A 25041-nucleotide genomic window follows, 5' to 3' on the forward strand; every position below is an offset into this window, starting at 1 on the left:
ACTCCCATGCAGATCGAGACGCCGCCCGCGGCGAAACCCTACGAGAAGCCCGAAGGCGAGCGCCGCGGCCTCGTCATCGTCAACACCGGCGACGGCAAGGGCAAGAGCACGGCCGCCTTCGGTCTCGCGCTGCGGGCGCACGGGCGCGGCAAGGCGGTGAAGATCTTCCAGTTCATGAAAGTGCCCACCGCGCGCTTCGGCGAACACCGCATGTTCGAGCAGATCGGCATTCCGATCGAAGGCCTCGGCGATGGCTTCTCCTGGAAGAGCCAGGACCTGGAGCGTTCGGCGCAGCTCGCGCGCGATGGCTGGCAGAAGGCGAGGGCGGCCATCCTGGGCGGCGAGTTCTTCCTGGTCGTCCTCGACGAGCTGACCTATCCGCTGATCTACGGCTGGCTCCCGCTGGACGAGGTGCTGGCGACCTTGCGCGAGCGCCCGCGCGAAGTGCACGTGGCGATCACGGGGCGGCGCTGCCCGCCGGAGATCATCGAGCTGGCCGACACCGTGACCGAGATGCAGAAGGTCAAGCACGCCTTCAACGCCGGCGTGCCGGCGCAGCGGGGCATCGAGGACTGAATGGGCGCGTGGCTTGTCCTGGCGGCGCTGCTGCTCGCGTTCGCGTTGGACCATGTGTTCGGCGAACCGCGGGCGCGCTGGCATCCGGTGGTAGGGATGGGGCGCTACCTGGAGCTGGCGGGGCGGCGGGTTGCGCCGCGGGCCGGTGAGGCTGCCACTGCAACGGCACGCGTCTTCACGCTTGGCGCGCTTGCCTGGCTGCTCGGTGCCTTGCTTGTCGTCGCGCTCGCCTGGTCGCTGCAACACGCCTTGCTGCTGTTGCCTGCATGGGCCACGGCCTTGCTGGCAGGCATCGCGCTGAAGCCGTTGCTGGCCTGGCGGATGTTGCGCGAAGAGACCGCGGCCGTGGAGCAGGCGCTGTCCGTCTCGCTGGCCGCGGGACGTGAACGCCTCGCGCGGCTGGTCAGCCGAGACGTCAATGCGCTCGACGAGGCCGGCGTGCGCGAGAGCGCGATCGAATCGCTGGCGGAGAACCTCAACGACTCCGTCGTCGCGCCGGTGTTCTGGTTCCTGCTGCTCGGGCTGCCCGGCGCCACGTTGTACCGCTTCGCCAACACCGCCGATGCGATGTGGGGCTACCGCGGCCCGCGCGGCGGCCGCGACTGGGAGTGGGCCGGCAAGTTCGCGGCGCGTGCCGACGACGCGCTGTCCTGGCTGCCGGCGCGCCTCACGGCGCTGCTGATCGCCCTGGCGCATCACGGGCTGCCCTGGCGCCCGCTGCGCGCGGAGGCGGCACGCACCGCTTCGCCGAACAGCGGCTGGCCGATGGCGGCCATGGCGCTGGCATTGGACGTCCGCCTGGGAAAGCCGGGTGTCTACGTCCTGAATGCAGGCGCGCGCTGCGCGCAACCGGCCGATGGCGCGCGGGCTCAGGTGCTCGCCGCGCGGGCGGTCGGTTGGTTGCTCGCGTTGAGCGTGCTCGTGTTGCTGGTGGAAGGCGCATGACCGGACGCGTGCACGGCGGGCCCGGCGCGCAAGGCGCGGCCTGCTACGACTTCTCCACCAACGCCAATGCCTGCGGACCTTGCCCGCAAGCATTGGCGGCCGTGCAGGGCGCGGACGCCCTGCGCTATCCGGACCCGGCTTCGACCCGCGTGCGCGAAGCCTTGGCTGCCTTCCATGGCGTGGCCGTCGAGCGCATCGTGCCGGCCGCGAGCGCCAGCGAGATGATCTTCCGGCTCACCGCCTGGGCGGCGCGCAGCGGCGTGCGGCAGGTGGCCTTGCCCAGGCATTCCTATGGCGACTATGCCCAGGCCGCGCGCGCCTGGGGCCTCGTGCCGGCCGCGGACGCCGCGCTGGCCTGGGCCTGCGAGCCTTCCAGCCCGTTGGGGCAGGGGGAGCGCGATCTGCATGGGGCCGACGGTGCCATCGTGGTGCTGGATCGTGCCTACGAACCCTTGCGATTGACGGGCGCCAGCTCCTTCAGCGGCGCACAATGCGATGCCATGTGGCAGCTGTGGTCGCCCAACAAGGCGCTGGGACTCACCGGCGTGCGCGGCGCCTATGCCATCGCGCCGGTCGCCGTGGACACGGCGGAAGCCGAAGCGATGGCACCGTCCTGGCCCCTGGGCGCGCACGGCGAGGCCATGCTCCTCGCGTGGTGCGAAAGTGCCGTGCAGCAATGGCTGGCCGCAAGCCGCGCCACCCTGCGCAACTGGAAAGACCGGCAGCAGGCGCTGTGTCGCGACCTCGGCTGGTCGCTGCAGCCCAGCGACGCCAACTTCTTCGTCGTGCAGGCCCCGCAATTGACTGCGGCCTTGCCGGCGCTGCGCGGGCAGGGCGTGCAGTTGCGTGACTGCGCTTCCTTCGGCCTGCGGGGGCATGCGCGCCTGAGCGTGCAGCCGCCCGCGGCGCAGGACGCGCTGGCGCTCGCCTGGAGGAATGCGCGATGACCGCCCGTTGCGTGATGGTGCTGGGCACCACCAGCGGCGCCGGCAAGAGCTGGCTGACGACGGCTTTGTGCCGCTGGTATGCGCGCCAGGGCCTGAAGGTGGCGCCGTTCAAGGCGCAGAACATGTCCAACAACGCGCGCGTCGTGGCCGGCGGGGAGATCGGCAGCGCGCAGTACTTCCAGGCGCTGGCCGCGCGGGCCGAGCCGGACGTGCGCATGAACCCGCTGCTGCTGAAGCCCGAGCGCGACACCCATAGCCAGGTCATCCTGCTGGGGCAGGTCGACGATGCGCTTGCGAACGAGCCCTGGCGGGGCCGCAGCGAGAAGGTGTGGCCGCAGATCGCGCAGTCGCTGGATGCGTTGCGGGCAGAGAACGACGTCGTCGTCATCGAAGGCGCCGGTTCGCCGGCGGAAATCAACCTGAAGTCCAGCGACATCGTCAACATGCGCGTGGCGCTGCATGCCGATGCCGCCTGCCTGCTGGTCACCGACATCGACCGCGGCGGCGCCTTCGCCCACCTGTACGGCACCTGGGCGCTGCTGGACGAAGCGGAGCGGCGCCTGCTGCGCGGCTTCGTGCTGAACAAGTTCCGCGGCGACGCGGCGCTGCTCGCGCCGGGCCCGCAGCAACTGGAGCGCCTGACCGGCGTGCCCACCGTGGCCACATTGCCCATGTGGTGGCAGCACGGCCTGCCGGAAGAGGACGGCGTGTTCGACGATCGCAGCGTCGTGGCCGGCGCGGTCACGCGCACGGTCGCCGTCGTCGCCTATCCGCGCCTGAGCAACCTCGACGAATTCCAGCCGCTGAAGAACGTGCCCGGCCTGCGCCTGCTGTGGGCGCGCAGCCCGGCGGACGTGGCCGGCGCCGACTGGATCGTGCTGCCCGGCTCCAAGCACACGAGTTCCGACCTGCAGTGGCTGCGCACACAAGGCCTGGACCGCGCCATCGCGCGCCACGCCGAAGCCGGCCGCGCCGTGCTGGGCGTGTGCGGCGGCCTGCAGATGCTGGGCGAGGCGCTGATCGACCCGTACGCCATCGACGGCAACGGGCCGGGCCTGGGGCTGCTGCCGCTGGTCACGCAGTTCGAGCCGGCCAAGACGGTGCGGCGCACGCAGGCGAGCTTCGGCGCGATGCACGGGCCGTGGACGGCGCTTTCGGGCGTGGAAGCGTCCGGCTACGAGATCCACCACGGCAGGACGGTGCAGCACGCCGGCATGGCGGCGGCGCACACGGTGCTGCCCGGCGGCCTGGGCTGGCAGAACGCGCAAGGCAACGTGCTGGGCGTGTACCTGCACGGCCTGTTCGAAGACCCGGCCGTGCTGCACGCGCTGTTCGGCGCGGCGGCGCCGACGCTGGACAGCGTGTTCGACGGCCTGGCCGATTTCATAGAGCGGGAGTTCCCCGCGGCTTACCTGGGCGGGCTGATCGCCTGCAACTGAATGCAGATCCAACACATCGAAGACCTCCACGACCCCGTGCTGGCGCAAAGCCTGCAGCACAAGATCGACCGCAAGACCAAGCCGCTGGGCGCGCTGGGCCGGCTGGAAACGCTGGCCTTGCAACTCGGGCTGATCCTGGGCAGCGAGACGCCGCAACTGCGCGAGCCGCAGCTGCTGGTGTGCGCCGGCGACCATGGCCTGGCCGCCCGCGGCGTGTCGGCCTATCCGAGCGACGTCACCTGGCAGATGGTGGAGAACTTCCTGGCTGGCGGCGCGGCCGTGAGCGTGCTGGCCCGCCAGCATGGCCTGGCACTGACGGTGGTCGATTGCGGCGTGCGGCATGACTTCGCGCCGCGGCCCGGCCTGGCCATCCGCAAGATCGGCCCCGGCACCGCCGACAGTGCAGAAGGCCCGGCGATGACCGCGGCGCAGTGCGAGCAGGCCATCGCCAACGGCCGCGAGCTGGTGGCCGGGCTGCCGGGCAACGCGGTGCTGCTGGGCGAGATGGGCATCGGCAATACCTCGGCCGCTTCCTTGCTGCTGGCGGCGTTGACCGGCACGCCGATTGCGGATTGCGTCGGTGCCGGCACCGGCCTGGACGAAGCGGGCATCGCCCGCAAGCGCGCCGTGCTGGAGCAGGTGCTGGCCAGGCACGCCGGTGCGCGCGAGCCGCTGCAGGCGCTGGCGGCCTTCGGCGGCTTCGAGATCGCGACCCTGGTGGGCGCGGTGCTGCAGGCCGCGCGCGAGCGGCGCGTGATCGTCGTCGACGGCTTCATTTCCAGCGCCGCGGTGCTGGTGGCGAAGAAGCTGCAGCCGCACGTGACGCAGCGCTGCGTGTTCTCGCACCGGTCGGACGAATTCGGCCACCAGCTGATGCTGCGCCACCTGGGCCCGGATGCCGCGACGCCGGCGCGCGCGCTGCTGGACCTGGGCTTGCGCCTGGGCGAGGGCTCGGGCGCGGCGCTGGCCTGGCCGCTGCTGCAATCGGCCTGCGCCATCCTCGCCGAGATGGCCAGCTTCGAATCGGCCGGCGTTTCGGACAAGGCCTGACATGATGTGGCTGCGGCACTGGCTGCTGGCGCTGCAGTTCTTCACCCGGGTGCCGGTGACGGGCCGGCTCGCCGGCTGGGTGGGCTACAGCCCCGCCATGCTGCGAGCGAGTGCCGCGCATTTCCCCGGCATCGGCCTGCTGGTGGGCGCGCTGGCGGCGCTGGTGGCCGGCGGGCTGCTCGTGCTGCTGCCGCCCAATCCGTATGCGCCGTTGGTGGCGGCGGCGTTTTCCACCATCGCCACCTTGCTCTTCACCGGCGCCTTGCACGAGGACGGCCTGGGCGACGTCGCCGACGGCCTGGGCGGTTCGCCGGACCGCCAGCGCGCGCTGGAGATCATGAAGGACTCGCGCATCGGCAGCTTCGGCGCGCTGGCGCTGGTGCTCGCGATCGCGACCAAGCTGGCCTTGCTGGCGCTGCTGGGCGCGCACGACGTGCGCGCACTGTGCACCGGCCTGGTGCTGGCGCACGTGCTGTCGCGTGCCTGGCCGCTGTTGCTGATCCGCTGCTTGCCGCACGTGGGCGACGCGGGCGGCAGCAAATCCAAGCCGCTGGCCGATGCGATCAGTGGCCGGGCCCTGGCCGCCGGCGCGGCGTGGACGGCGCTGGTCGTGGCCGCGGTCGCGGGACTGCAGGGGCCGCTGTTCGTCGTCGCGCCGCTGCTGGCTTCGGCGCTGGCCTTTGCCTGGGTGCTGCGCCTGTTCCGGCGGCGGCTGCAGGGTTTCACCGGCGATTGCCTGGGCACGACGCAGCAAGTGTGCGAGATTGCCTGCTACCTGGGCCTCGCCTTCCTCCCATGAAACTCTGGCTGGTGCGCCACGCGCGGCCGCTGCTGGCGCCGGGGCTGTGCTATGGCGTGACGGATGTCGACGCCGATGCGGACGCAACGGCGTTCGCTGCGTCGGTGTTGGCTGCGCAATTGCCGCCGCACGTCGCCGTCGCGTGTTCGCCGCTGCGGCGTTGCCTGCAGCTGGCCGAGGCGCTGCAGGCCTTGCGGCCGGGCCTGGAGTTCCGCGTCGAGTCCCGCTTGGCGGAAATGGATTTCGGCTTGTTCGAAGGCGAGCGCTGGGATGCCATCGCGCGCGCCGAGTACGCGCGCTGGGAAGCGGACTTCGCCGGCTACCGTTTCGGCGGCCGCGAAAGCGTTGGTGAATTCATGGCGCGCGTCGGCGCCGCGCTGGCCGACGCACGCGGCGGCGGCGACGTGCTGTGGATCACCCACGCCGGCGTGGCCCGCGCAGTGCGGCTGCTGGCCACCGGTGTCACCGCGCCGCTGCAAGCCGCCGACTGGCCGCGCGAGGGGCTGGCTTTCGGAGAGTTGCAGTGCTTTCCGATGTGATGTTCGCGTCGCATGGTGCCACGCGCTTCGACGATCGAACGTCGAAGCTTTGGCACAAAGGTTTCTCAGGGTAAACGCCAGCGCTCGTGTTTGCCGGAAGCAGCGTGCACGGACTATGCTTGCGCAGCCGCGGCACCCCGGCCGCAGCACTGTCTTGGGGGCATGTCATGTACAAGAAGATCCTGGTGGCCTATGACGGCTCCGATGCCGGCCAGAAGGCCCTGCTGGAATGCAGGGAGCTGGCCAACTGGAGCCATGCCGAGCTCTGCCTCGTCGCCGTGATGCCCTCAGCCATGAGCTTCGTCGGCCTGGAAGGCGGCGTCTACGACGTCGAACTCGAAGAGCGCGAGAAGAAGAAGTACCAGGGCGTGCTCGACGACGGCCTGCACCGCATGGCCGACGCCGGCTGGACGGCCAAGGGCGAAGTGGTCACCGGTGAAGCCGTCGAGGAGATCACCAAGTACGCCAGGAAATGCGGCGCCGACCTCGTCATCGTCGGCCACAAGCACCTGGACAGCTGGGCCGCCCGCTGGTGGCGCGGCTCCATTTCCGGGGCGCTGATCGAGCACTCTCCCTGCAGCGTGCTGGTCGTCATCACGCACTAGAGCCGAGCGAGCCTCCGCAATCCCATGGCCTTGCCCTCCGGGCCGCGCCGGCGGCCCGACCTTTCGGTGTCGCTGGCGCAGTACCGGCGGCGCGCCGAGCACTATGACCTGGAGCTGCTGCCTTTCGAGCCGTTCCGCGCGGAGGCGATCGGCTTGCTGGACCTGCACGACGGCGACACGGTGCTGGACGTCGGCTGCGGCACCGGCCTGAGCTTCGCGGCGCTGGAGCAGCGCATCGGCCCGCGCGGCCACATCGTCGGCGTGGACCCGAGTCCCGACATGCTGGCGCGCGCCGGCAGCCGCGTCACGCAACACCACTGGGCCAACGTCGAACTGGTGCGCGCCTGCGCGGCCGACGCACCGCTGCAAGTAGCCGCCGACGCAGCCTTGTTCCACTTCACCCACGACGTGCTGCAGGACGAGGTGGCGCTGGACAACGTCTGCGGCCACCTCAAGCCCGGCGCGCACGTCGTCGCCTGCGGCCTGCAGTGGGCGCCGTTCTGGATGGTGCCCACCAATGCCTTCGTGCTGGGCGCCGCGCTCTATTCGGTGTCCTCGCTGGCGGGGCTGGACTGCCCTTGGGAGCGGTTGTCGCGCCGCCTCACCGGTTTCCAGGTCCATGACGGCATGCTGGGTGGCGTGTTCGTGGCGCAAGGGCGGCTGGCGTGAGACGCCTGGCGCTGCTGCTGGCGGCGCTGCTGCTTGCGGCTTGCGCGAACTTGCCGGAGGCGCAGCGGCCGCCGCTCGTGGTCGTCTTCGTGGTCGATGGATTGCCCTACCGCCAGGTGGAGCAGCTGCGCGGCGACTTCGCGCCAGATGGCCTCAACCGCTTCCTGAAAGAGGGCGCCGTGTTCGACGCCGCCCACTACGGCCATGCGTTCACCGTGACGGCGGCGGGACACGCGACGCTTCTGACCGGTGTTTCGCCCAGCCGCCACGGCATCATCGGCAACGAATGGCGCGACCCGCAGACCGGCGCCGCCGTCTACTGCGCCAGCGACCCGCAAGAGCACTACATCGGCCACCCGACCCGAGCGCTGGATGGAACCAGCCCCCGCAAGCTGCAGGCGGAAACGGTCGGCGACGTGCTCCGGCGCATCAGCCCGCAATCGCGCGTGATCGCGGTGTCCGGCAAGGACCGCGGCGCCATCCTGCCGGGCGGCCAGGCGGGCACTGCCTACATCGCGATGGCGGATGGCCGCTTCGCCTCCAGCACCTTCTACATGGCGGCGCACCCGGCCTGGGTGGACGCCTTCCAGCCGCCGGCGGCGGAAGGCCGCAGCGCCGAGGCGCAGCTCGATGCCGCCACGCTCGCCTTCGCCCGCGCCGCCGTCGCCGCGGAGCAGCTGGGGCGCCGCGACGCGCCCGACCTGCTGCTGGTCAGCCTCTCGGGCCACGACCTGGTCAACCACCGCTGGTCGGCGGAGTCGCCGCAATCGCGCGAACACCTGTTGCAGCTCGACGCGCTGCTGCAGGCCTTCCTGCGCGAACTGGATGCGGCGGTCGGCCGCGCCCGCTACGTCGCGCTGCTGACGGCCGACCACGGTTTCACGCCCAGCCCGGAATGGGCGCGGGCCCAGGGCCTGGATGCCGGCCGCATCACCGGCAGCACCATGGTGGGGCGGGTGAACGCCGCGCTGGCGGCGCGCTTCCAGGCCGACAAGCTGGTGGCAGGCACCTCCGCCTCCGCGCTGCTGCTGGACCGCCGGCTGCTGGCCGCGCAAGGGCTGGCGCCGGATGAAGTGGCGGCGGCGGCGCGCGAGGCGCTGCTCGCGCAGCCGGGCATCGCCGCGGCGTATACGCGCCAGGAACTGGCCAGCGGCAGCCGCGCCGGGGCGCCGTTCTTCGCGGCGATGCAGCGCAGCTGGAACGCCGGGCGCTCCGGCGACGTCCAGTACGTCACGAAGCCGTTCTGGATGTTTGGCACCGCGGGCGCGACCCACGGCTCGCCCTATGAGGAAGACACCCACGTCCCGCTGCTGCTGTGGGGGCCGGCCTGGGTCCGGGCCGGCCACGCCGCGCAGCCGGTCGACATGGTCGACGTCGCCCCGACCTTGGCCAACTTGCTGCGTTTGCCGCCACCCGCCGCCAGCGAAGGCCGGCCGCTCCCGCTACCTCACTAGAAGCTGACGTCGTCTTCACAAAGGCGATACATGCGACACATGTGTGTGCAACGCACATCTCGCATGCTGCAATGCCGCCAAAGCACAGCAGAATTACGCCTACACGCAAAGAAGCAGGAAGCTGGCTCGCCGTTGAGCCACGGGGATGCACCCTCAGCCCCTGCTGAACTTGCCCGCCTTTGGACGGAACAAGAAGGACACCGATGCCCGTACCGCCTCCCTCGCCGGCCGAGCCGCCCGAATATTTCGAGCAGCCCACGCCTCCCCCCGCTCCCCGCAGGAAACTGAGCCGGCGCGCCTCCATCATCGGCACGGTGCTGGCCCTGCTGGTCGCGGCCGGCCTGGCCTGGCTGGCCTGGGACCTGACGCGGCCGGACCAGACCGCCGCCGCGGCGCGCGGCGGCGCGGGTGCGCGCGGCGCGCCGGGTGGCCCCGGCGGCCCCGGCGGCCGCAACGCGGTGACGGTGGGCTTCGCCACCGCCGAAGCGGCCGACATCCCCGTCAACCTCGACGCGCTGGGCACCGTGACGCCGCAGGCCACCGTACGCGTGCGCCCGCAGGTGAGCGGCGTGCTGACGCAGGTGCTGTTCCAGGAGGGCCAGAACGTCAAGCGCGGGCAACTGCTGGCCACCATCGACCCGCGGCCCTTCGAGATGGCGCTGCAGCAGGCCATCGGCACGCGCATGAAGGACGAAGCCTCGCTGGCCGCGGCCAAGGTGACCTTGAACCGCTACGAGACGCTGCTGAAGCAGGATTCCATCGCCCGCCAGGACGTCGACACCCAGAGCGCGACCGTCAAGCAGCTGGAGGCCACGGTGGTGAGCGACCAGGCCGGCGAAGGCACGGCGCGCCTGAACCTGGCGTGGACGCGCATCACCTCGCCCATCGACGGCCGCGTGGGCCTGCGCAACGTCGACATCGGCAACCAGGTGAGCACGAGCGACACCAACGGCATCGTCGTCATCACCAAGATGACGCCGATCGACGTGCAGTTCTCCATCCCGCAGGACAACGCGGCCTGGCTGCAGCACAACGGCGGTGGCTTCATGGAAGTGCGCGCCTTCGACCGTACCCGCACCACGCTGCTGGACACCGGCGTGTTCGCCTCGCTCGACAACCAGATCGACACCACGACCGGCACGGTCCGCGCCAAGGCGCGCTTCAACAACGCGCGGCTGCAGCTGTTCCCCAGCCAGTTCGTCAACGTGCAGCTGCAGGTACGCGTCATCCAGAACGCGGTGGTCGTGCCGGTGACGGCGGTGCGCCAGAGCGGCAGCGGCGAGTTCGTGTTCGTGCTGCAGCAGGACCACACGGTCAAGCAGCGCCCCGTGGTGCGCGGCCAGCAGCTGGACGACAAGGTGCAGATCGCCAGCGGCCTGCAGATCGGCGAGCGCGTCATCACCGAAGGCGCCGACCGCCTGCGCGACGGCTCCAAGGTGATCCTGCCGGGCGAAGCGCCTTCGGGCGGCCAGTACGGCGGCGCGGGGCGGCGGCGCCATCCCGCCGGCGCAGCATCGGGTGCCGAGCCGGCGGCTTCCGCGCCCCTCACCGGCGCGTCCGCCGCCAAGGCCGCGCCTGGCCCGGCCACCAATCCCTTTGCCGGCGCGTCCGCGTCGCTGGAGGCGCAGAAGCAGGCGCCCGGCGCCAAGACCTGGCCGCGCGGCGAACCGACGCAGCCGGTCACGCCGGCGCAGGCCGCGGCCGATTCGGCCATGGGCGCGCCGGCCCAGCCCAATGCCAACGCGAACGCCGGGCCCTGGGCCAACCTGAGCCGCGAGGAGCGCGCGAAACGGCGCGAGGAATTCATGAAGCTGTCACCGGAGGAGCGGGAGAAGCGGCGCGCCGAGTACCAGAAGCGCCGTGAAGCGGGAACCACTTCCAGCCAGCAATGAGCCCCTCGCGTCCCTTTATCCTGCGGCCGGTCGCCACCTCGCTGCTGATGGTGGCGATCGTGCTGGCGGGCCTGCTGGGCCTGAAGTTCCTGCCGCTGTCCGCGCTGCCGCAAGTCGACTACCCGACGATCCAGGTGCAGACGCTGTACCCGGGCGCGAGCCCGGAGGTGATGGCGCAGACCGTCACCGCGCCGCTGGAGCGGCAGTTCGGCCAGATGCCGGGGCTGTCCCGCATGGGTTCCACCAGCGCGGCTGGCGTCTCCATCATCACCTTGCAGTTCACGTTGGGCCTCGCGCTCGACGTCGCCGAGCAGCAGGTGCAGGCCGCCATCAATGCCGGCGCCTCGCTGCTGCCGGCCGACCTGCCGGCGCCGCCGGTGTACGCCAAGGTGAACCCGGCCGACGCGCCGGTGCTGACCTTGGCGATCACGTCGACGACCTTGCCGCTGACCGAGGTGCGCAACATCGTCGACACCCAGCTCGCGCTGAAGATCAGCCAGGTCAATGGCGTCGGGCTCGTCACCTTGTCCGGCGGGCAGCGGCCGGCGGTGCGCATCCAGGCCGACACCAAGTCGCTGGCCTCGCTGGGCATCTCCATCGACACGCTACGCACCGGCATTGCCGCGGCCAACGCCAACGCCGCCAAGGGCAGCATCGACGGGCCGACCCGCTCGTACACCATCAACTCCAACGACCAGCTGGTCACCGCGCAGGACTACAAGAGCCTGGTGGTGGCCTTCCGCAACGGCGCGCCGGTACGCCTGGGTGACGTGGCCACGGTGGCGGACAGCGCGGAGAACGTGAAGCTGGGCGCCTGGGCCAACCTGTCGCCGGCGATCATCCTGAACGTGCAACGCCAGCCCGGCGCCAACGTGATCGCCACGGTGGACGCCATCAAGGCGCGGCTGCCGCAGCTGACAGGCGGCCTGCCGGCGTCGATCCAGGTGGACGTGCTGGCCGACCGCACCACGGGCATCCGCGCCTCGGTGGAACACGTGGAGATGGAACTGGTGCTGGCCGTGATCCTGGTGGTGCTGGTGATCTTCGCCTTCCTGCACAGCCCGCGGGCTACGCTGGTGGCGAGCCTGTCGGTGCCGATCTCGCTGATCGGCACGGCCGGCGCCATGTACCTGCTGGGATACAGCCTGAACAACCTGTCCCTGATGGCCTTGACCATCGCGACCGGCTTCGTCGTCGACGACGCCATCGTGATGATCGAGAACATCGCGCGGCACATGGAGAACGGCGAGCCGCCGATGCAGGCTGCGCTGAAGGGCGCCGCGGAGATCGGCTTCACCATCATTTCGCTGACGGTCTCGCTGATCGCGGTGCTGATCCCGCTGCTGTTCATGAGCGAGGTGATCGGCCGGCTGTTCCGCGAGTTCGCGGTGACCTTGGCGATCACGATCCTGATCTCCGCGGTCGTCTCGCTGACCCTGGTGCCGATGATGACGGCGCGCATGGTGCGCAGCCTGGAGCCGCCGGAGCATGGTATCGGCGCACGCATCCAGCATTACTTCGACCGTGTCATCGACAAGTACGACGGCGCGCTGACCTGGGTGCTGGCGCGCGAGCGGCTGACCCTGCTGGTGGCGCTGGCCACGCTGGTCGTCACGGTGCTGCTGTACATGGTGATCCCGAAGTCGCTGTTCCCGGTGCAGGACACGGGCCAGCTGCAGGTGCGGGTGCAGGCGCCGCAGTCGACGTCCTTCCCGCGCATGGCTTCCATGCAGCAGGAGGTGGCGCGGCGGCTGCTGGATGACCCGGCGGTGCAATCCATCGCCAGCTTCGTCGGCGTGGATGCGGCGAACAACACCATGCTGCACAACGGCAGCATGCTGGTGAACCTGAAGGATTCGCACGGTGGCCTGCAGGCGGTGATGGACCGGCTGCGCAAGGCCGGCGAGCAGGTGGCCGGCATCCGGCTGTACCTGCAGCCGGTGCAGGACCTGACGATCGAGTCGGAGACCGGCCCGACGCTGTACCGCATGTCGGTGGAGGGCTCGGACCCCACGGTCGTCAATGACTGGGCGCAGCGCATCGTCGAGCGCCTGTCGCAGGAGCGGCGGCTGGCCGACGTCACCTCCGACGCCGGCGCAACGGGCGCCGCGCTGTACGTGGACGTCGATCGCGGCACCGCGGCCCGCCTGGGCATCGCCGCCACCACCATCGACGAGGCGCTGTACAGCGCTTTCGGCCAGCGCATCGTCTCCACCATCTTCACCGAGACCAACCAGTACCGCGTGATTCTGGAAGCGCAGACCGACCAGCTGCCCGACATCAGCGACCTCAACGCGATCCAGTTGATCAGCAGTTCCGGCGACGCGACGCCGCTGACCGCGCTGGCCCACGTGAGCGAGCGCCGCGCGCCGCTGCAGCTGACCCACGTGGCGCAGTACCCGGCGGCCACCATCGGCTTCAACACCGCGCCGGGCGTGGCGCTGGGCACCGCCGTGGACAACATCCACAGCGTGCTGACGGAGCTGAAGCTGCCGCCCACGGTCAGCGTGACCATGCTGGGCGCCGCCGGCGCCTACGAGTCCTCGCTGGCCAACCAGCTGTGGCTGATCCTGGCGGCCGTGGTCTGCGTCTACATCGTGCTGGGCGTGCTGTACGAAAGCTACGTGCACCCCTTGACGATCCTGTCCACGTTGCCTTCGGCAGGCGTCGGCGCGCTGCTGGCGCTGTGGATCTCCGGCAGCGGCCTGGGCGTGATCGGCATCATCGGCATCATCCTGCTGATCGGCATCGTGAAGAAGAACGCGATCATGATGATCGACTTCGCGCTCGACGCCGAGCGCGAGCAGGGCAAGTCGCCGCGCGAAGCCATCCACCAGGCGGCGCTGCTGCGCTTCCGGCCGATCCTGATGACGACCCTGGCAGCTTTGTTCGCGGCGGTCCCGCTGATGCTCAGCTTCGGGCAGGGCGCGGAACTGCGGCGGCCGCTGGGCCTGGCCATCTTCGGCGGCTTGATCGTGAGCCAGTTGCTGACGCTGTTCACGACGCCCGTCATCTATCTCGGGTTCGACAAGCTGGGAAGGCGCTGGCGCAAGCGGGCGGGCGAGGGCGCGAGCGCCCCGGTGAGCGCGCCCAAGGACGAACGCGGCGACTACCTGCCGGGCCCGGCCGGCGGGGAGTGAGCGGGGCATGAACCTTTCCGCCCCCTTCGTCCGCCGGCCCGTGGGCACGGTGCTGCTCACGATCTGGATCGCGCTGGCCGGCATCGCCGCCTTCTTCCGGCTGCCGGTGGCTTCGCTGCCGCAGGTGGACTACCCGGTGATCTCGGTGTCCGCCAGCCTGCCGGGCGCCAGCCCGCAGACCATGGCCAGCAGCGTGGCGACGCCGCTGGAGCGGCGGCTGGGCGTGATCGCCGGCGTCAACGAGGTCACGTCCTCCAGCGGCAACGGCAGCACGCGCGTCACCTTGCAGTTCGACCTGAACCGCGACATCGACGCGGCCGCGCGCGAAGTGCAGGCCGCCATCAACGCGACCCGCGCCGACCTGCCGGCCACGCTGAAAAGCAACCCGACCTACCGCAAGGCCAACCCCTCGGCCGCGCCGGTGATCATCCTGGCGATGACGTCGAACTCGCGTTCGCCGGGGCAGATCTACGACGTCGTCAACAACGTCGTGCAGCAGAAGATCGCCCAGGTGCCCGGCGTCGGCGACGTCGAGCTCGGTGGCGGTTCGCAGCCGGCGGTGCGCGTGGACCTGATTCCCTTCGCGCTGAACAAGTACGGCATCGCGATGGAGGACGTGCGCGCGGCGGTGCAGGCCGGCACGGCCAACCGGCCCAAGGGCGACGTCACGGTGCGTGGCAACCGCCTGCAGATCTACACCGGCACCGCCGACATGCCGAACAACGGCAAGACGGCGTCCGACTACAAGAACCTGGTGGTTGCCTGGCGCAACGGGTCCGCGGTGCGGCTGCAGGACATCGCCGAGGTCAGCGACGGCGTCGAGAACATCAACACCATGGGCCTGTTCAACGGCCAGCCCGCGGTGATCGTGCTCGTGACCTTGCAGCCGGGCGCCAACGTCATCGAGACGGTGGACGGCGTGCGCGCGCTGCTGCCGGAGCTGCAGGCGTCGATCCCCAAGGACATCGCGATCCAGGTGGCCTCGGATCGCACCTTCTCGATCCGCTCCTCGCTGCACGAGGTGGAGGTGACGCTGTTCATCGCCATCATCCTGGTGGTGCTGGTGGTCAGCGTGTTCCTGCGCAGCGCGCGGGCGACCTTCATCCCGGCGGTGGCCACAGTCGTCTCGCTGATGGGGACGCTGGGCATCATGTACCTGCTCGGCTTCTCGCTGAACAACCTGTCGCTGATGGCCTTGACCGTGGCCACCGGCTTCGTGGTGGACGATGCGATCGTGGTGCTGGAGAACACCTCGCGCCACATCGAGGAGGGCATGGGCCGCTTCGACGCCGCGCTGCGCGGTGCCCGCGAGGTGGGTTTCACGGTGCTGTCCATGAGCATCTCGCTGATCGCCGTGTTCATCCCGCTGCTGTTCATGGGCGGGCAGGTGGGGCGCTTGTTCCGCGAATTCGCGGTCTCGCTGTCGGCGGCCGTGATGATCTCGCTGGTGCTGTCGCTGACCACCACGCCGATGATGTGCGCCTGGCTGCTGAGCCCGACGGCGCACGAGAATGAGCCCGGCCGCATCTCGCGCTGGGCCGAGCGCATGTTCGACCGCGTGCAGCACATGTATGCCTACAGCCTGGACTGGGCGCTGTCGGCGCGCTGGCTGGTGCTGCTGATGCTGGTGCTGCTGATCTTCCTGAACTTCTTCCTGTTCGTCCGCGTGCCCAAGGGCTTCTTCCCGCAGCAGGACACCGGCCAGATCAACGCCGGCATGCGGGCGGACCAGAGCATCTCCTTCCAGCAGATGCAGGACAAGCTGCGGCAGGTGGTGGACATCGTGCGCGCCGATCCGGCCGTCGACACGGTGGTGGCCTTTACCGGCGGCAGCCGGGCGGGCGGCGGCTTCATGTTCCTGAACCTCAAGCGCGGTGGCAACGCCGACAAGGGCCAGGCCGTCATCGCGCGGCTGCGGCCGCAGCTGGCGCGCGTCACCGGCCTGAGCCTCTTCCTGAACCCGGTGCAGGACGTGCGCATGGGCGGCCGCTCCAGCAACAGCACCTACCAGTACACGCTGAAGAGCGACAACGTGGCCGACCTGAAGCTGTGGGGCGGCAAGCTGACCGAGGCGCTGAAGGAACAGGCGGCGGTGACCGACGTCGACAACGACCTGCAGGAAAACGGGGTCGAGACCTTCGTCGACGTGGACCAGAACAGCGCGTCGCGCATGGGCATCAACTCGCGCACGGTCGACAACGCGCTGTACGACGCCTTCGGCCAGCGCCAGGTGGCGACCATCTACGAGGAGCTGAACCAGTACAAGGTGATCATGCAGCTGGCGCCGCGCTTCATCGTCAGCCCCGAGGCGCTGCACGACGTCTACCTGCCGGCCCGCAACACCGGCGCGGCGACTGTCCTGGCGGGCACGACCTCGGGCGCCAACGGCCCGACCATCGCGGCGACGACGGCCAGCACCAGCACGGCCACCGCGACGGCCAGCACCGGCACGTCGGCCAACCTGTCGCTGCGCGACGCCTCCACCGGCAACGCCGTCAGCAGCACGGCCACCAGCATGGTGCCGCTGTCGGCGATCGCGCATTTCGCCGAGCGGCCGGCCGCGACCAGCGTCAACCACCAGGACGCGGAGCTGGCCGCCACCGTCTCGTACAACATCGCCGACGGCTTCACCATGGACCAGGCCCAGGCCGCGGTCCGGGCGGCGCAGGACGAGATCAAGATGCCGATCAACGTGCGCGGCAGCTTCCAGGGTACGGCACGCCAGGCGCAGGAAACCAACCAGCAGCAGCCCTTCCTGATCGCCGCGGCCATCGTCGTCATCTACATCGTGCTGGGCATCCTGTACGAAAGCCTGGTGCACCCGGTGACGGTGCTGTCCACGCTGCCCTCGGCGGGCATCGGCGCCGTGCTGGCGTTGCTGATCTTCAAGATGGAGTTCTCCATCATGGCGCTGATCGGGCTGTTCCTGCTGATCGGCATCGTCAAGAAGAACGCCATCCTGATCATCGACTTCGCGCTGGACGCCGAGCGCTCGCGCGGCCTGTCGCCCGAGGACGCGGTGCGCGAGGCCTGCCTGCTGCGCTTCCGCCCGATCCTGATGACCACCATGGCCGCCATCCTGGGCGCGCTGCCGCTGGCCGTCGGCTTCGGCGAGGGCGCCGAGCTGCGCCGGCCGCTGGGCATCGCCATCATCGGCGGCCTGGTGGCCAGCCAGGTGATCACGCTGCTGACCACGCCGGTCGTCTACCTGCTGATGGACAAGATGCGCCGCCGCACCGCCAACGAAAAGCTGCTGTCGCGGGACGGCGACCCGCAAACCGTGTGATGAACAAGAACATGATTCCTTCGCGCCTTACCGCGGCCGCCCTGGCGGCGGCCCTGCTGCTGTCCGCCTGTGGCAACCTCGCGCCCAAGTACGAAGTGCCCGCCGTCGACACGCCCACAGCCTTCAAGGAGGGCGCCGGCGCCTGGGTGACGGCGGCGCCCGCCGACACGCTGGAGCGTGGCCCCTGGTGGGAGCTGTTCGACGACCCGGTGCTCAGTTCGCTGGCTTCGCAGGTGAACGTGTCCAACCAGAACGTCGCCGCGGCCGTCGCCTCGTACGCGCAGGCCCGCGCGCTGACGCGCGAGCAGCGCGCCGCGCTGTTCCCGCAGGTCAGCCTGGACGCCAGTGCCACCCGCAGCGGCACCGGCAACGGCGGCGCGGCCAGCGCCTACCGCGTGAACATCGGCGGCACCTGGGAGCCCGACGTGTTCGGGCGCCTGCGCCTGGGCGTGGACAACGCGCGCTTCGGCGAACAGGCCTCGGAGGCCGACCTGGCGGCGGCGGAACTGGCCGCCCAGGGCGAACTGCTGTCCGCCTATTTCGGCCTGCGGCTGAACGATGTCGGCCACAAGATCGTCGAGGACACCATCGGCGGCTACGAGCGCACGCTGAAGATCACGCAGAACCGCTACGAGGCCGGCGTGGTGCCGCGCACCGACGTGCTGCAGGCGGAGACCCAGCTCGCCAACGCGCGGGCGGACCTGCTGACGACGGAGCAGAACCGCGGACAGTTCGAACACGCGATCGCGGTGCTGATCGGCAAGGCGCCGGCCAATTTCAGCCTGCCGGTCGACCCGAAGTGGACGGTGAAGGTTCCGGCGGTCCCGCCGGAAGTGCCATCGACCTTGCTGCAGCGGCGGCCCGACATCGCCGCGGCCGAGCGCGCCGTGGCCCAGGCCAACGCGCAGATCGGCATTGCGCGCGCCGGCTACTACCCCAGCTTCACGCTGAACGGCAACATCGGCTCCAGCGCCGCGCACATCGGCGACCTGTTCAACGCGTCCAGCCTGGTGTGGTCGCTGGGCCTGTCGCTGGCGCAGACGATCTTCGATGGCGGCGCCACGACGGCCCGCGTGGACCAGGCGCGCGCCGGCCTGGAGAAGTCGTCCGCGACCTACCGGCAGACGGTGCTGACCGCCTTCCAGAACGTCGAGGACCAGCTGCTGGCGCTGCGTATCCTGCAGCAGCAGCAGGTGCTGCGGCAGGAAGCGCTGCGAGCGGCGCTGCTGGTGGAGCAGCAGACGCTGAACCGCTACCAGGCCGGGCAGGTGAACTTCACCGACGTGGTCACCGCGCAGGTGTCTGCCTTCAATGCCCAGCGCACGCTGGTGCAGTCGCAGATCGACCGCCAGCTGGCGGCCGTCTCGCTGATCCAGGCGCTGGGCGGCGGCTGGCAGGGATTGCCTGCTGTTGCCGGGGGCATTTGACGCCCGTCAACCCGCTGTCATCGAGCCGCGCTAAGGTGTCCCAGTGTCCAACCTCCGCTTCGCCTTCATCCTCGCGCTGCTGATCTCGGTGGGCGTCGCGGCGTGGCCGGTGGTCACGCAGAAGAGCGAATACCGGGGCGTGACGGTGGCCGTGACGCCCGGCAACCTGGATCCGTCCAACGGCATCTGGGACTTCGCGATCGCCTTCGACTCCGCCCGCGGGGCGAAACTGACCGACGAGGTGATGGAGAACATCGTGCTGGTCGGCGACGGCCGCACCATGAAGCCGCTGGCCTGGGAAGGCGAAGCGGCAGGCGGCACGCACCGTGCCGGTGTCCTCAAGTTCATTGCGCTGAAGCCGCGGCCGAAGGAGCTGGAGATGCATGTCCAGCGGCCGGGGGAGGCCAAGCCGCGCGTCTTCCGCTTCGTCTTCGGGGATTGGGCAGCCTAGCGCGCCGGAGTTGAGCTTTCCCCGCCGATGGGTAACACTCGGTGCGAGCAGCCGAGGGGAAGGCACATGGAACCGGCAACTGGCGGCGCCTATGGCGGAGGTCTCTCGAAAGCCTTCCGGGCGGACGCAAGCTCGCACCTGAGCACCACCGTTCTTCGCAAGTCGAGGCTGGCGGTCACGCGCGTGCGGCGCGACGCGCCGGGGCATGGCATGACCGTTGCCCTCCCGCCGGAACCCGCGTTCTCGGTGCTGCTGCAATTGCGGGACTGCCCGAAGCGCGAGCTCTTCATCGGCGGCCAGTCCGTCTTTCGCGGCGGTTATGGCGCGCGAACCACCAGCATCGTCGACCTGCAGGAGCGGCCCACCGCCCACCTGGAAAGCCCGTTCGACACGCTGCATTTCTACGTGTCGCGCGCCGCGCTCGACGAGATCGCCGACGAGCACGGCGCCCGCCGCGTCGACACGCTGCGGTGGGAGCGCGGCGCCTTCGATCCTTCGGTGTGGCATCTCGGCGAGGCGCTGCTGCCGGCGCTGGAGCGTCCCGCCGAAATCGGCTCGATGTATGCCGACCACCTGCTGCTGGCGACGCACACCCACTTCGCGCTTGCCTTCGGGGGCATGCGCCCGCCGCGCCACGGCCGCCGCGGCGCGCTGGCGCCCTGGCAACTGCGCTGTGCCACGGAGCTGATGATCGAACGGCTCGCGGAAGACCTCTCCCTGGCCGAACCCGCGCGGGCCTGCGGGCTGTCGGTCAGCTACTTCTCCCGCGCCTTCAAGGCCAGCGTCGGCACGTCGCCGCACCGCTGGCTGCTGCAGCAGCGCGTGCTGCGCGCCAAGTCGCTGCTGCGGGAAGCCGGCCGGCCGCTGGCCGACATCGCCACGGCCTGCGGTTTCGCCGACCAGAGCCACTTCACGCGCGTCTTCACCGGACTGGTCGGGGCCAGCCCCGGCGCCTGGCGCAAGGAGCTCCGGTAGGCGCCACGGCGTTTTCCGCCAAGAAGCGCCAGGATTCTTCAAGCGCTGCCGGCCGCCGGCCGCCATCCTCGGGCGGCCACCATCGATGGCAAGGAGGGTACCCGTGCGATTCCACCCCTGGCTCCGGCCCCTGGCCTGGGCGTTTGCGGCAACGGCGCTGGCGGCCGGGCCGGCGCTGGCCGACAGCTTCGATTTCCCCGCGGGCTTCCGCACCCAGGAGGTGCCGGCCAACGGCACGACCTTGCACGTCCGCGTCGGCGGGTCGGGCCCGGCGGTCGTGCTCATTCACGGCTACGGCGACACGGGCGACATGTGGGTGCCGCTGGCGGCGGAGCTGATGCGCGACCACACCGTCGTCGTGCCCGACCTGCGCGGCATGGGGCGGTCGGCGGTCGCTGCCGACGGCTTCACCAAGAAGAACCAGGCGCAGGACATCGCCGGCGTGATGGACGCGCTGGGCATCGCGCGGGCCGACGTCGTGGGCCATGACATCGGCAACATGGTCGCCTTTGCGTTCGCCGCACTGCACCCGGACCGCACGACGCGGCTCGTGATGATGGACGCCCCCGTTCCGGGCATCGGCCCCTGGGACGAGATCCTCAAGAACCCGCTGCTGTGGCACTTCCGCTTCGGCGGCCCGGACATGGAACGCCTGGTGGCCGGACGCGAGCGCATCTACCTGGATCGCTTCTGGAACGAGTTCTCGGCCGACCCCGCGCATTTCCCGGAGGCGTCGCGGAACCACTACGCGCTGCTCTACGCGCAGCCTGGCCGCATGCATGCCGGCTTCCTGCAGTTCGCCGCCTTCGACCAGGATGCCATCGACAACCGCGCCTGGGCGGCGGCGGGCGCCCGCATGCTGATGCCGGTGCTGGCCATCGGGGGCGACCACTCGTTCGGGACGACCATGGCGCAGGTGATGCGCTTTGCCGCCGATGACGTGCACGAGGCAGTGATTGCCGGCAGCGGCCACTGGCTGATGGAGGAGCAGCCGCAGGCTACCGTGCAAGCGATCCGGAATTTCCTGAAGGGAGCATGAGCATGTCCGAGTCCGGGAACGAAACCATCGCGGGCGCCGCCGGCCAGCTTTTTGTCCGGGCCTGGCGGCCCGCCACGGCGCCGCGCGCCGTCGTGGCCATCTGCCATGGCTTCAACGCCCACAGCGGCCTGTACGCCTGGTCCGGAACGCAGTTCGCGCAGGCCGGGCTGGCTGCCTATGCGCTCGACCTGCGGGGCCGGGGCCGGTCGGAAGGCGAGCGCTTCTACGTCGAGAGCTTCGAAGACTACGTCGACGACCTGCACCGGCTCATCCTGCATGCCAGGGCCAGCGAGCCTGGCCTGCCGGTCATGCTGCTGGGACACAGCGCGGGCGGCGTCATCTCCTGCCTCTACGCACTCGACCACCCGGGCGACTTGGCCGGCCTGGTCTGCGAGGACTTCGCCTTCCAGGTGCCGGCGCCGGATGCGGCCCTGGCGATCCTGAAGGGCATCAGCCACTTCGTGCCGCATGCCCATGCGCTGAAGCTGAAGAACGAGGACTTCTCGCGCGACCCGGCGGTGGTGAAGGCGCTGAACGAGGATCCGCTGATCGCCGGCGAATCCCAGCCCTTCGCCACGATGGCGGCGCTGGTGCGAGCCGACCAGCGCCTGGCGACGTCGTTTGCGCAGCTCACGCTGCCCCTGTTCATCCTCCACGGCGCGGCGGACAAGGCGGCGAGGCCCGACGGCAGCCGGCGTTTCCACGAACAGGCGGGCTCGAGCGACAAGACGCTGCGCATCTACGAGGAGCGCTTCCACGATCCGCTCAACGACCTCGGCAAGGAGGAGGTGATGGCGGATATCGTGGGGTGGATCGGCCAGCGGCTGTGAACGCGGCGCTCAGCTGGGTTACGTCGGCTCGGTCCCTTGTCCCAGCAGCGCCAGCATCCCGCCCTCCAGCGAATCCATGTACTTGGCCAGTTGGGGCGTGGATTCCTTCGAGATCTTCATGTAGCCCTTGAAGGTGCGCAGCAGCGCCGGGCGGTCGCCGTGGTGCAGCAGCACCGTGGCCAGCGCGGCCTGCAGCACCTGCACCTGGGCGGCGAGCAGCACCTGGTTGTCCATCAGGCCCTGGATGCTCTGCGTGTGCACTTCCAGGGTTTCCTTGAATTCCTTGTCGTCCATGACGGCCTCTGTCTAGATGCGCCCATTGTCGCCGCTCAGGCCCCGGCCTTGCGGGCGGCGCGCAGATCGCGCAACAGCCGCTGGGCATGCGGGTTGTCGCCGGCCTCGCGCCAGGCCAGGTGCAGGCTCGAGGTGGCGTCCTGGTCCAGGATGCGCTGGTAGGCGACGCCGGGCAGGGCGAAGCAGCGCGTGTCGCGCGGCACGATGGCGATGCCGATGCCCGCCGCCACCAGCCCGACGATCGTCCCCGTGTCGCGGGCCTCCTGCACCACCTGCGGCCGGAAGCCTGCCTGCGTGCACAGCGCCTGCACCTTCCAGTACAGGCCGATGCCCGAATCCTTGGGGTAGGCGATCAAGGGATGGTCGCGCAAGTCGGCGATGCGCAACGCCCGCTTCGCCGCCAGCGGCGAATCCGCCGGCACGGCAGCCACCAGCGGTGACTCCAGCCATTGTTCCAGCACGACGCCCGGTGGCGTCGTGGCCTCCGGCTTGCGCAGCACGCCGATGTCCAGCGTCCGCGCGTGCACCGCGTCCAACTGGTCCAGCGAAGTCCGCTCCTGCAGCATGAGGCGCACCGAGGGATGCGCCGCGGCAAAGCGCCGCAGCACGGCGGGCAGCACCGGCGACAGCATGGCCGAAGCCGTGTAGCCCAGGTGGATGCGCCCGACCTCGCCGCTGGCGGCATGGCGCGTCTCGTGCCGCGCCTCGTCGACGGCGGCGAGGATGGCGCGGGCCTTGTCCAGCAGGTGCTGGCCCGCGGGAGTCAGGTGGATGCGGCGCTTGTCGCGCTCGAACAGCGGCGCCTTCAGCTCCTCCTCCAGCGCGCGGATCTGCGTGGACAGCGGCGGCTGCGCAATGTGCAGGCGCTGTGCCGCGCGGGTGAAGCTCAGTTCCTCGGCGACGGCGACGAAGTAGCGCAGGTGGCGCAGTTCCACGATCCATATCTCCTGGGTATCGATTTCTATCGTAATCAAGTATTTGCGGATATGGAATGGGCTGCCTAGGATGCCGTCCATGCCTTCCCATCCCTCCCTCATCGCCATGCTGGAACGGCGCGAACCGGTGCTCGCGCTGGGCGTGCGCCACGCGCGCAGCCCCGACATCGCCCGCTACGCGCGCGCCAGCGGCCACCACTGCCTGTGGGTCGACCTGGAGCACAGCACCATGCCCGTCGACATTGCGGGGCAGATCTGCGCCGCCGCCCTCGACCTCGGTCTTGTTCCCCTGGTTCGCGTCCCGGAGCGCGACTACGGCGTCATCGGCCGGCTGCTCGACGCGGGCGCGCTGGGCATCATCGCGCCTCGCATCGAGACACCGGAGCAGGCGGCGGACCTGGTGGCCGCCTGCCGCTTCCCGCCGCTGGGGCATCGCTCGGCGATCGCTTCGCTGCCGCAGTGGGGCCACGCGCGCATGCCGGCCGCCGAACTGCAGCAGGCCGCGAACGCGGCGACCGTGCTGCAGGTGCTGCTGGAAAGCCCGCGCGGCATCGCCAACGCGGAGGCCATCGCACGGGTGCCCGGCGTCGACATGCTGGCCATCGGCACCAACGACCTGAGCGCGGAGCTGGGCGTGCCGGGCGACTTCCGCCATTCGCTGGTGCGCGCCGCGCACCAGGAGGCGCTGGCCGCCTGCGCCCGCGCCGGCAAGCCGCTGGCCATCGGCGGCATCGCCGATCCCGCCTACGCCGCGGAGCTGATGCGGCAAGGCGCCGCGCCCTTCGTGATGACGGGCATCGACAGCGACATCCTGCTGGCCGCGTTGAACGAGCGCGCCCGCCACGGCCTGGAGGCCTGCCAGGCATGAGCGACATCCTGATTCCAACGCCTATGCGGTCGGCCGCCAGCCTGAGCCGTCCCGCCTTCGAAGTGCCGCCCGGCGCCTGCGATTGCCACGTCCACGTCTTCGAATCCGGCGAGCGTTACCCGCACGTCGCCAAGCCGCACTACACGCTGCCCGATGGCAACTTGCGGCAATTGCAGGCGGCGACGGCGGCGCTGGGCCTGGAGCGCTTCGTCATCGTGCAGCCGTCCTTCTACGGCACCGACAACCGTTGCATGCTGGATGCGCTGGCCGCGGCCGGGCCGCAAGCGCGCGGTGTCGCCATGGTGGAAGACGATACGAGCGAAGAGGAACTGCGCCGCATGCACGCGCTGGGCGTGCGCGCCCTGCGGCTGGACCTGTTCCTGCGCTCGGCGCTGCCCACGGCGGAACTCGCCGCCTTCATCCAGCGCAGCGTCGCGCGGACCCGCGCGCTCGGCTGGCACGTGCAGTTCTACACGCCGGGAGGGGTGGTGCGCGACCTGATCCCGCACCTGGCGGCCATCGAGTCGGACTTCGTCATCGACCACATGGGCTACATGCTGGAAAGCGACGGCCTGACGCGCGCCGACTTCGACCGCCTGCTGCGCGCCGTGGCCGATGGCCGCGGCTGGTTCAAGCTGTCCGGCCCGTACCGGCTGGCGAAGGACGGCAACTACGCGAAGCTGCGGCCGCTGGCGCGCGCCATCGTCGAAGCGGTGCCGGACCGCGTGATCTGGGGCAGCGACTGGCCGCACATCCCGGAGGGCGGCCGCGACACCGGCGAACTGCTGAACCTGCTGGCCGACTGGGTGCCGGAAGCGCCGCTGCGCCGGCGCATCCTGGTGGACAACCCGGCGCGGCTGTTCGGCTATGGGAGCTGAACG

Annotated in this window: 22 protein-coding genes; 20 read left to right on the forward strand and 2 right to left on the reverse strand. The window is 70.3% G+C overall.

Annotated elements, in window-relative coordinates:
• Positions 1-6: 6 nt before the first annotated feature.
• The 18 genes from cobO to HHL11_RS16360 all read left to right on the forward strand — a co-directional run bounded on the left by cobO (position 7) and on the right by HHL11_RS16360 (position 22063).
• Positions 7-576, forward strand: a complete 570-nt coding sequence (gene cobO, locus HHL11_RS16275; protein WP_169419387.1) for a cob(I)yrinic acid a,c-diamide adenosyltransferase — start codon at positions 7-9, stop codon at positions 574-576.
• Positions 577-1521, forward strand: coding sequence for an adenosylcobinamide-phosphate synthase CbiB (cbiB, locus tag HHL11_RS16280; protein ID WP_169419388.1), 945 nt, complete (start codon positions 577-579; stop codon positions 1519-1521).
• The gene (locus HHL11_RS16285; protein ID WP_169419389.1) at positions 1518-2468 is read left to right on the forward strand and encodes an aminotransferase class I/II-fold pyridoxal phosphate-dependent enzyme; all 951 of its coding nucleotides are present in this window, start codon (positions 1518-1520) and stop codon (positions 2466-2468) included. Before cbiB ends, HHL11_RS16285 begins: the two co-directional genes overlap by 4 nt.
• Positions 2465-3907, forward strand: coding sequence for a cobyric acid synthase (locus tag HHL11_RS16290; RefSeq protein WP_169419390.1), 1443 nt, complete (start codon positions 2465-2467; stop codon positions 3905-3907). Before HHL11_RS16285 ends, HHL11_RS16290 begins: the two co-directional genes overlap by 4 nt.
• Positions 3908-4957, forward strand: coding sequence for a nicotinate-nucleotide--dimethylbenzimidazole phosphoribosyltransferase (gene cobT, locus HHL11_RS16295; protein WP_169419391.1), 1050 nt, complete (start codon positions 3908-3910; stop codon positions 4955-4957).
• Position 4958: 1 nt separating this feature from the next.
• Positions 4959-5756: an adenosylcobinamide-GDP ribazoletransferase gene (locus tag HHL11_RS16300; RefSeq protein WP_169419392.1), complete on the forward strand. Its 798-nt coding sequence runs from the start codon at positions 4959-4961 to the stop codon at positions 5754-5756.
• Positions 5753-6295 (forward strand): histidine phosphatase family protein, encoded by a 543-nt coding sequence (locus tag HHL11_RS16305; protein WP_169419393.1) that lies wholly within the window; start codon positions 5753-5755, stop codon positions 6293-6295. Before HHL11_RS16300 ends, HHL11_RS16305 begins: the two co-directional genes overlap by 4 nt.
• A gap of 167 nt (positions 6296-6462) precedes the next feature.
• On the forward strand, positions 6463-6900 hold the full coding sequence (locus HHL11_RS16310; RefSeq protein WP_169419394.1) for a universal stress protein: 438 nt from the start codon (positions 6463-6465) through the stop codon (positions 6898-6900).
• Positions 6901-6924: 24 nt separating this feature from the next.
• Positions 6925-7569 (forward strand): class I SAM-dependent methyltransferase, encoded by a 645-nt coding sequence (locus HHL11_RS16315; protein WP_169419395.1) that lies wholly within the window; start codon positions 6925-6927, stop codon positions 7567-7569.
• Positions 7566-9023, forward strand: a complete 1458-nt coding sequence (locus HHL11_RS16320; RefSeq protein WP_169419396.1) for an alkaline phosphatase family protein — start codon at positions 7566-7568, stop codon at positions 9021-9023. The genes HHL11_RS16315 and HHL11_RS16320 overlap by 4 nt, the downstream gene beginning before the upstream one ends.
• Positions 9024-9226: 203 nt before the next feature.
• On the forward strand, positions 9227-10915 hold the full coding sequence (locus HHL11_RS16325; RefSeq protein WP_169419397.1) for an efflux RND transporter periplasmic adaptor subunit: 1689 nt from the start codon (positions 9227-9229) through the stop codon (positions 10913-10915).
• Positions 10912-14055, forward strand: a complete 3144-nt coding sequence (locus HHL11_RS16330) for an efflux RND transporter permease subunit (protein ID WP_169419398.1) — start codon at positions 10912-10914, stop codon at positions 14053-14055. The genes HHL11_RS16325 and HHL11_RS16330 overlap by 4 nt, the downstream gene beginning before the upstream one ends.
• Before the next feature lie 7 nt (positions 14056-14062).
• Complete coding sequence (locus tag HHL11_RS16335) at positions 14063-17341, forward strand: efflux RND transporter permease subunit (RefSeq protein ID WP_169419399.1); 3279 nt, start codon at positions 14063-14065, stop codon at positions 17339-17341.
• Positions 17341-18768 (forward strand): efflux transporter outer membrane subunit, encoded by a 1428-nt coding sequence (locus HHL11_RS16340; protein ID WP_169419400.1) that lies wholly within the window; start codon positions 17341-17343, stop codon positions 18766-18768. The genes HHL11_RS16335 and HHL11_RS16340 overlap by 1 nt, the downstream gene beginning before the upstream one ends.
• Before the next feature lie 43 nt (positions 18769-18811).
• Entirely contained in the window at positions 18812-19219 is a 408-nt protein-coding gene (locus HHL11_RS16345; protein WP_169419401.1) for a hypothetical protein, read from the forward strand.
• A gap of 210 nt (positions 19220-19429) precedes the next feature.
• On the forward strand, positions 19430-20194 hold the full coding sequence (locus HHL11_RS16350; protein WP_169419402.1) for a helix-turn-helix domain-containing protein: 765 nt from the start codon (positions 19430-19432) through the stop codon (positions 20192-20194).
• A gap of 130 nt (positions 20195-20324) precedes the next feature.
• A complete protein-coding gene (locus HHL11_RS16355) occupies positions 20325-21233 on the forward strand; it encodes an alpha/beta fold hydrolase (protein WP_425355211.1) in 909 nt (302 codons plus the stop codon).
• Between the two features lie 2 nt (positions 21234-21235).
• Entirely contained in the window at positions 21236-22063 is an 828-nt protein-coding gene (locus HHL11_RS16360) for an alpha/beta hydrolase (protein WP_205964291.1), read from the forward strand.
• Positions 22064-22081: 18 nt separating this feature from the next.
• Here the strand turns inward: HHL11_RS16360 and HHL11_RS16365 are convergent, their stop codons facing one another.
• Positions 22082-22357 carry a hypothetical protein gene (locus tag HHL11_RS16365; RefSeq protein ID WP_169419405.1) on the reverse strand — a complete coding sequence of 92 codons (276 nt, stop codon included), beginning with the start codon at positions 22355-22357 and terminating at the stop codon, positions 22082-22084.
• Positions 22358-22392: 35 nt separating this feature from the next.
• Positions 22393-23292, reverse strand: a complete 900-nt coding sequence (locus tag HHL11_RS16370) for a LysR substrate-binding domain-containing protein (protein WP_169419406.1) — start codon at positions 23290-23292, stop codon at positions 22393-22395.
• A 79-nt stretch (positions 23293-23371) separates the two neighbouring features.
• Here HHL11_RS16370 and HHL11_RS16375 point away from each other — a divergent pair, with 79 nt between their 5' ends.
• Positions 23372-24160 (forward strand): HpcH/HpaI aldolase family protein, encoded by a 789-nt coding sequence (locus HHL11_RS16375; protein WP_169419407.1) that lies wholly within the window; start codon positions 23372-23374, stop codon positions 24158-24160.
• Entirely contained in the window at positions 24157-25038 is an 882-nt protein-coding gene (locus tag HHL11_RS16380; RefSeq protein WP_205964292.1) for an amidohydrolase family protein, read from the forward strand. Before HHL11_RS16375 ends, HHL11_RS16380 begins: the two co-directional genes overlap by 4 nt.
• The last annotated feature ends 3 nt before the right edge of the window (positions 25039-25041 follow it).

It is taken from the genome of Ramlibacter agri (assembly GCF_012927085.1).
Lineage (GTDB): Bacteria > Pseudomonadota > Gammaproteobacteria > Burkholderiales > Burkholderiaceae_C > Ramlibacter > Ramlibacter agri.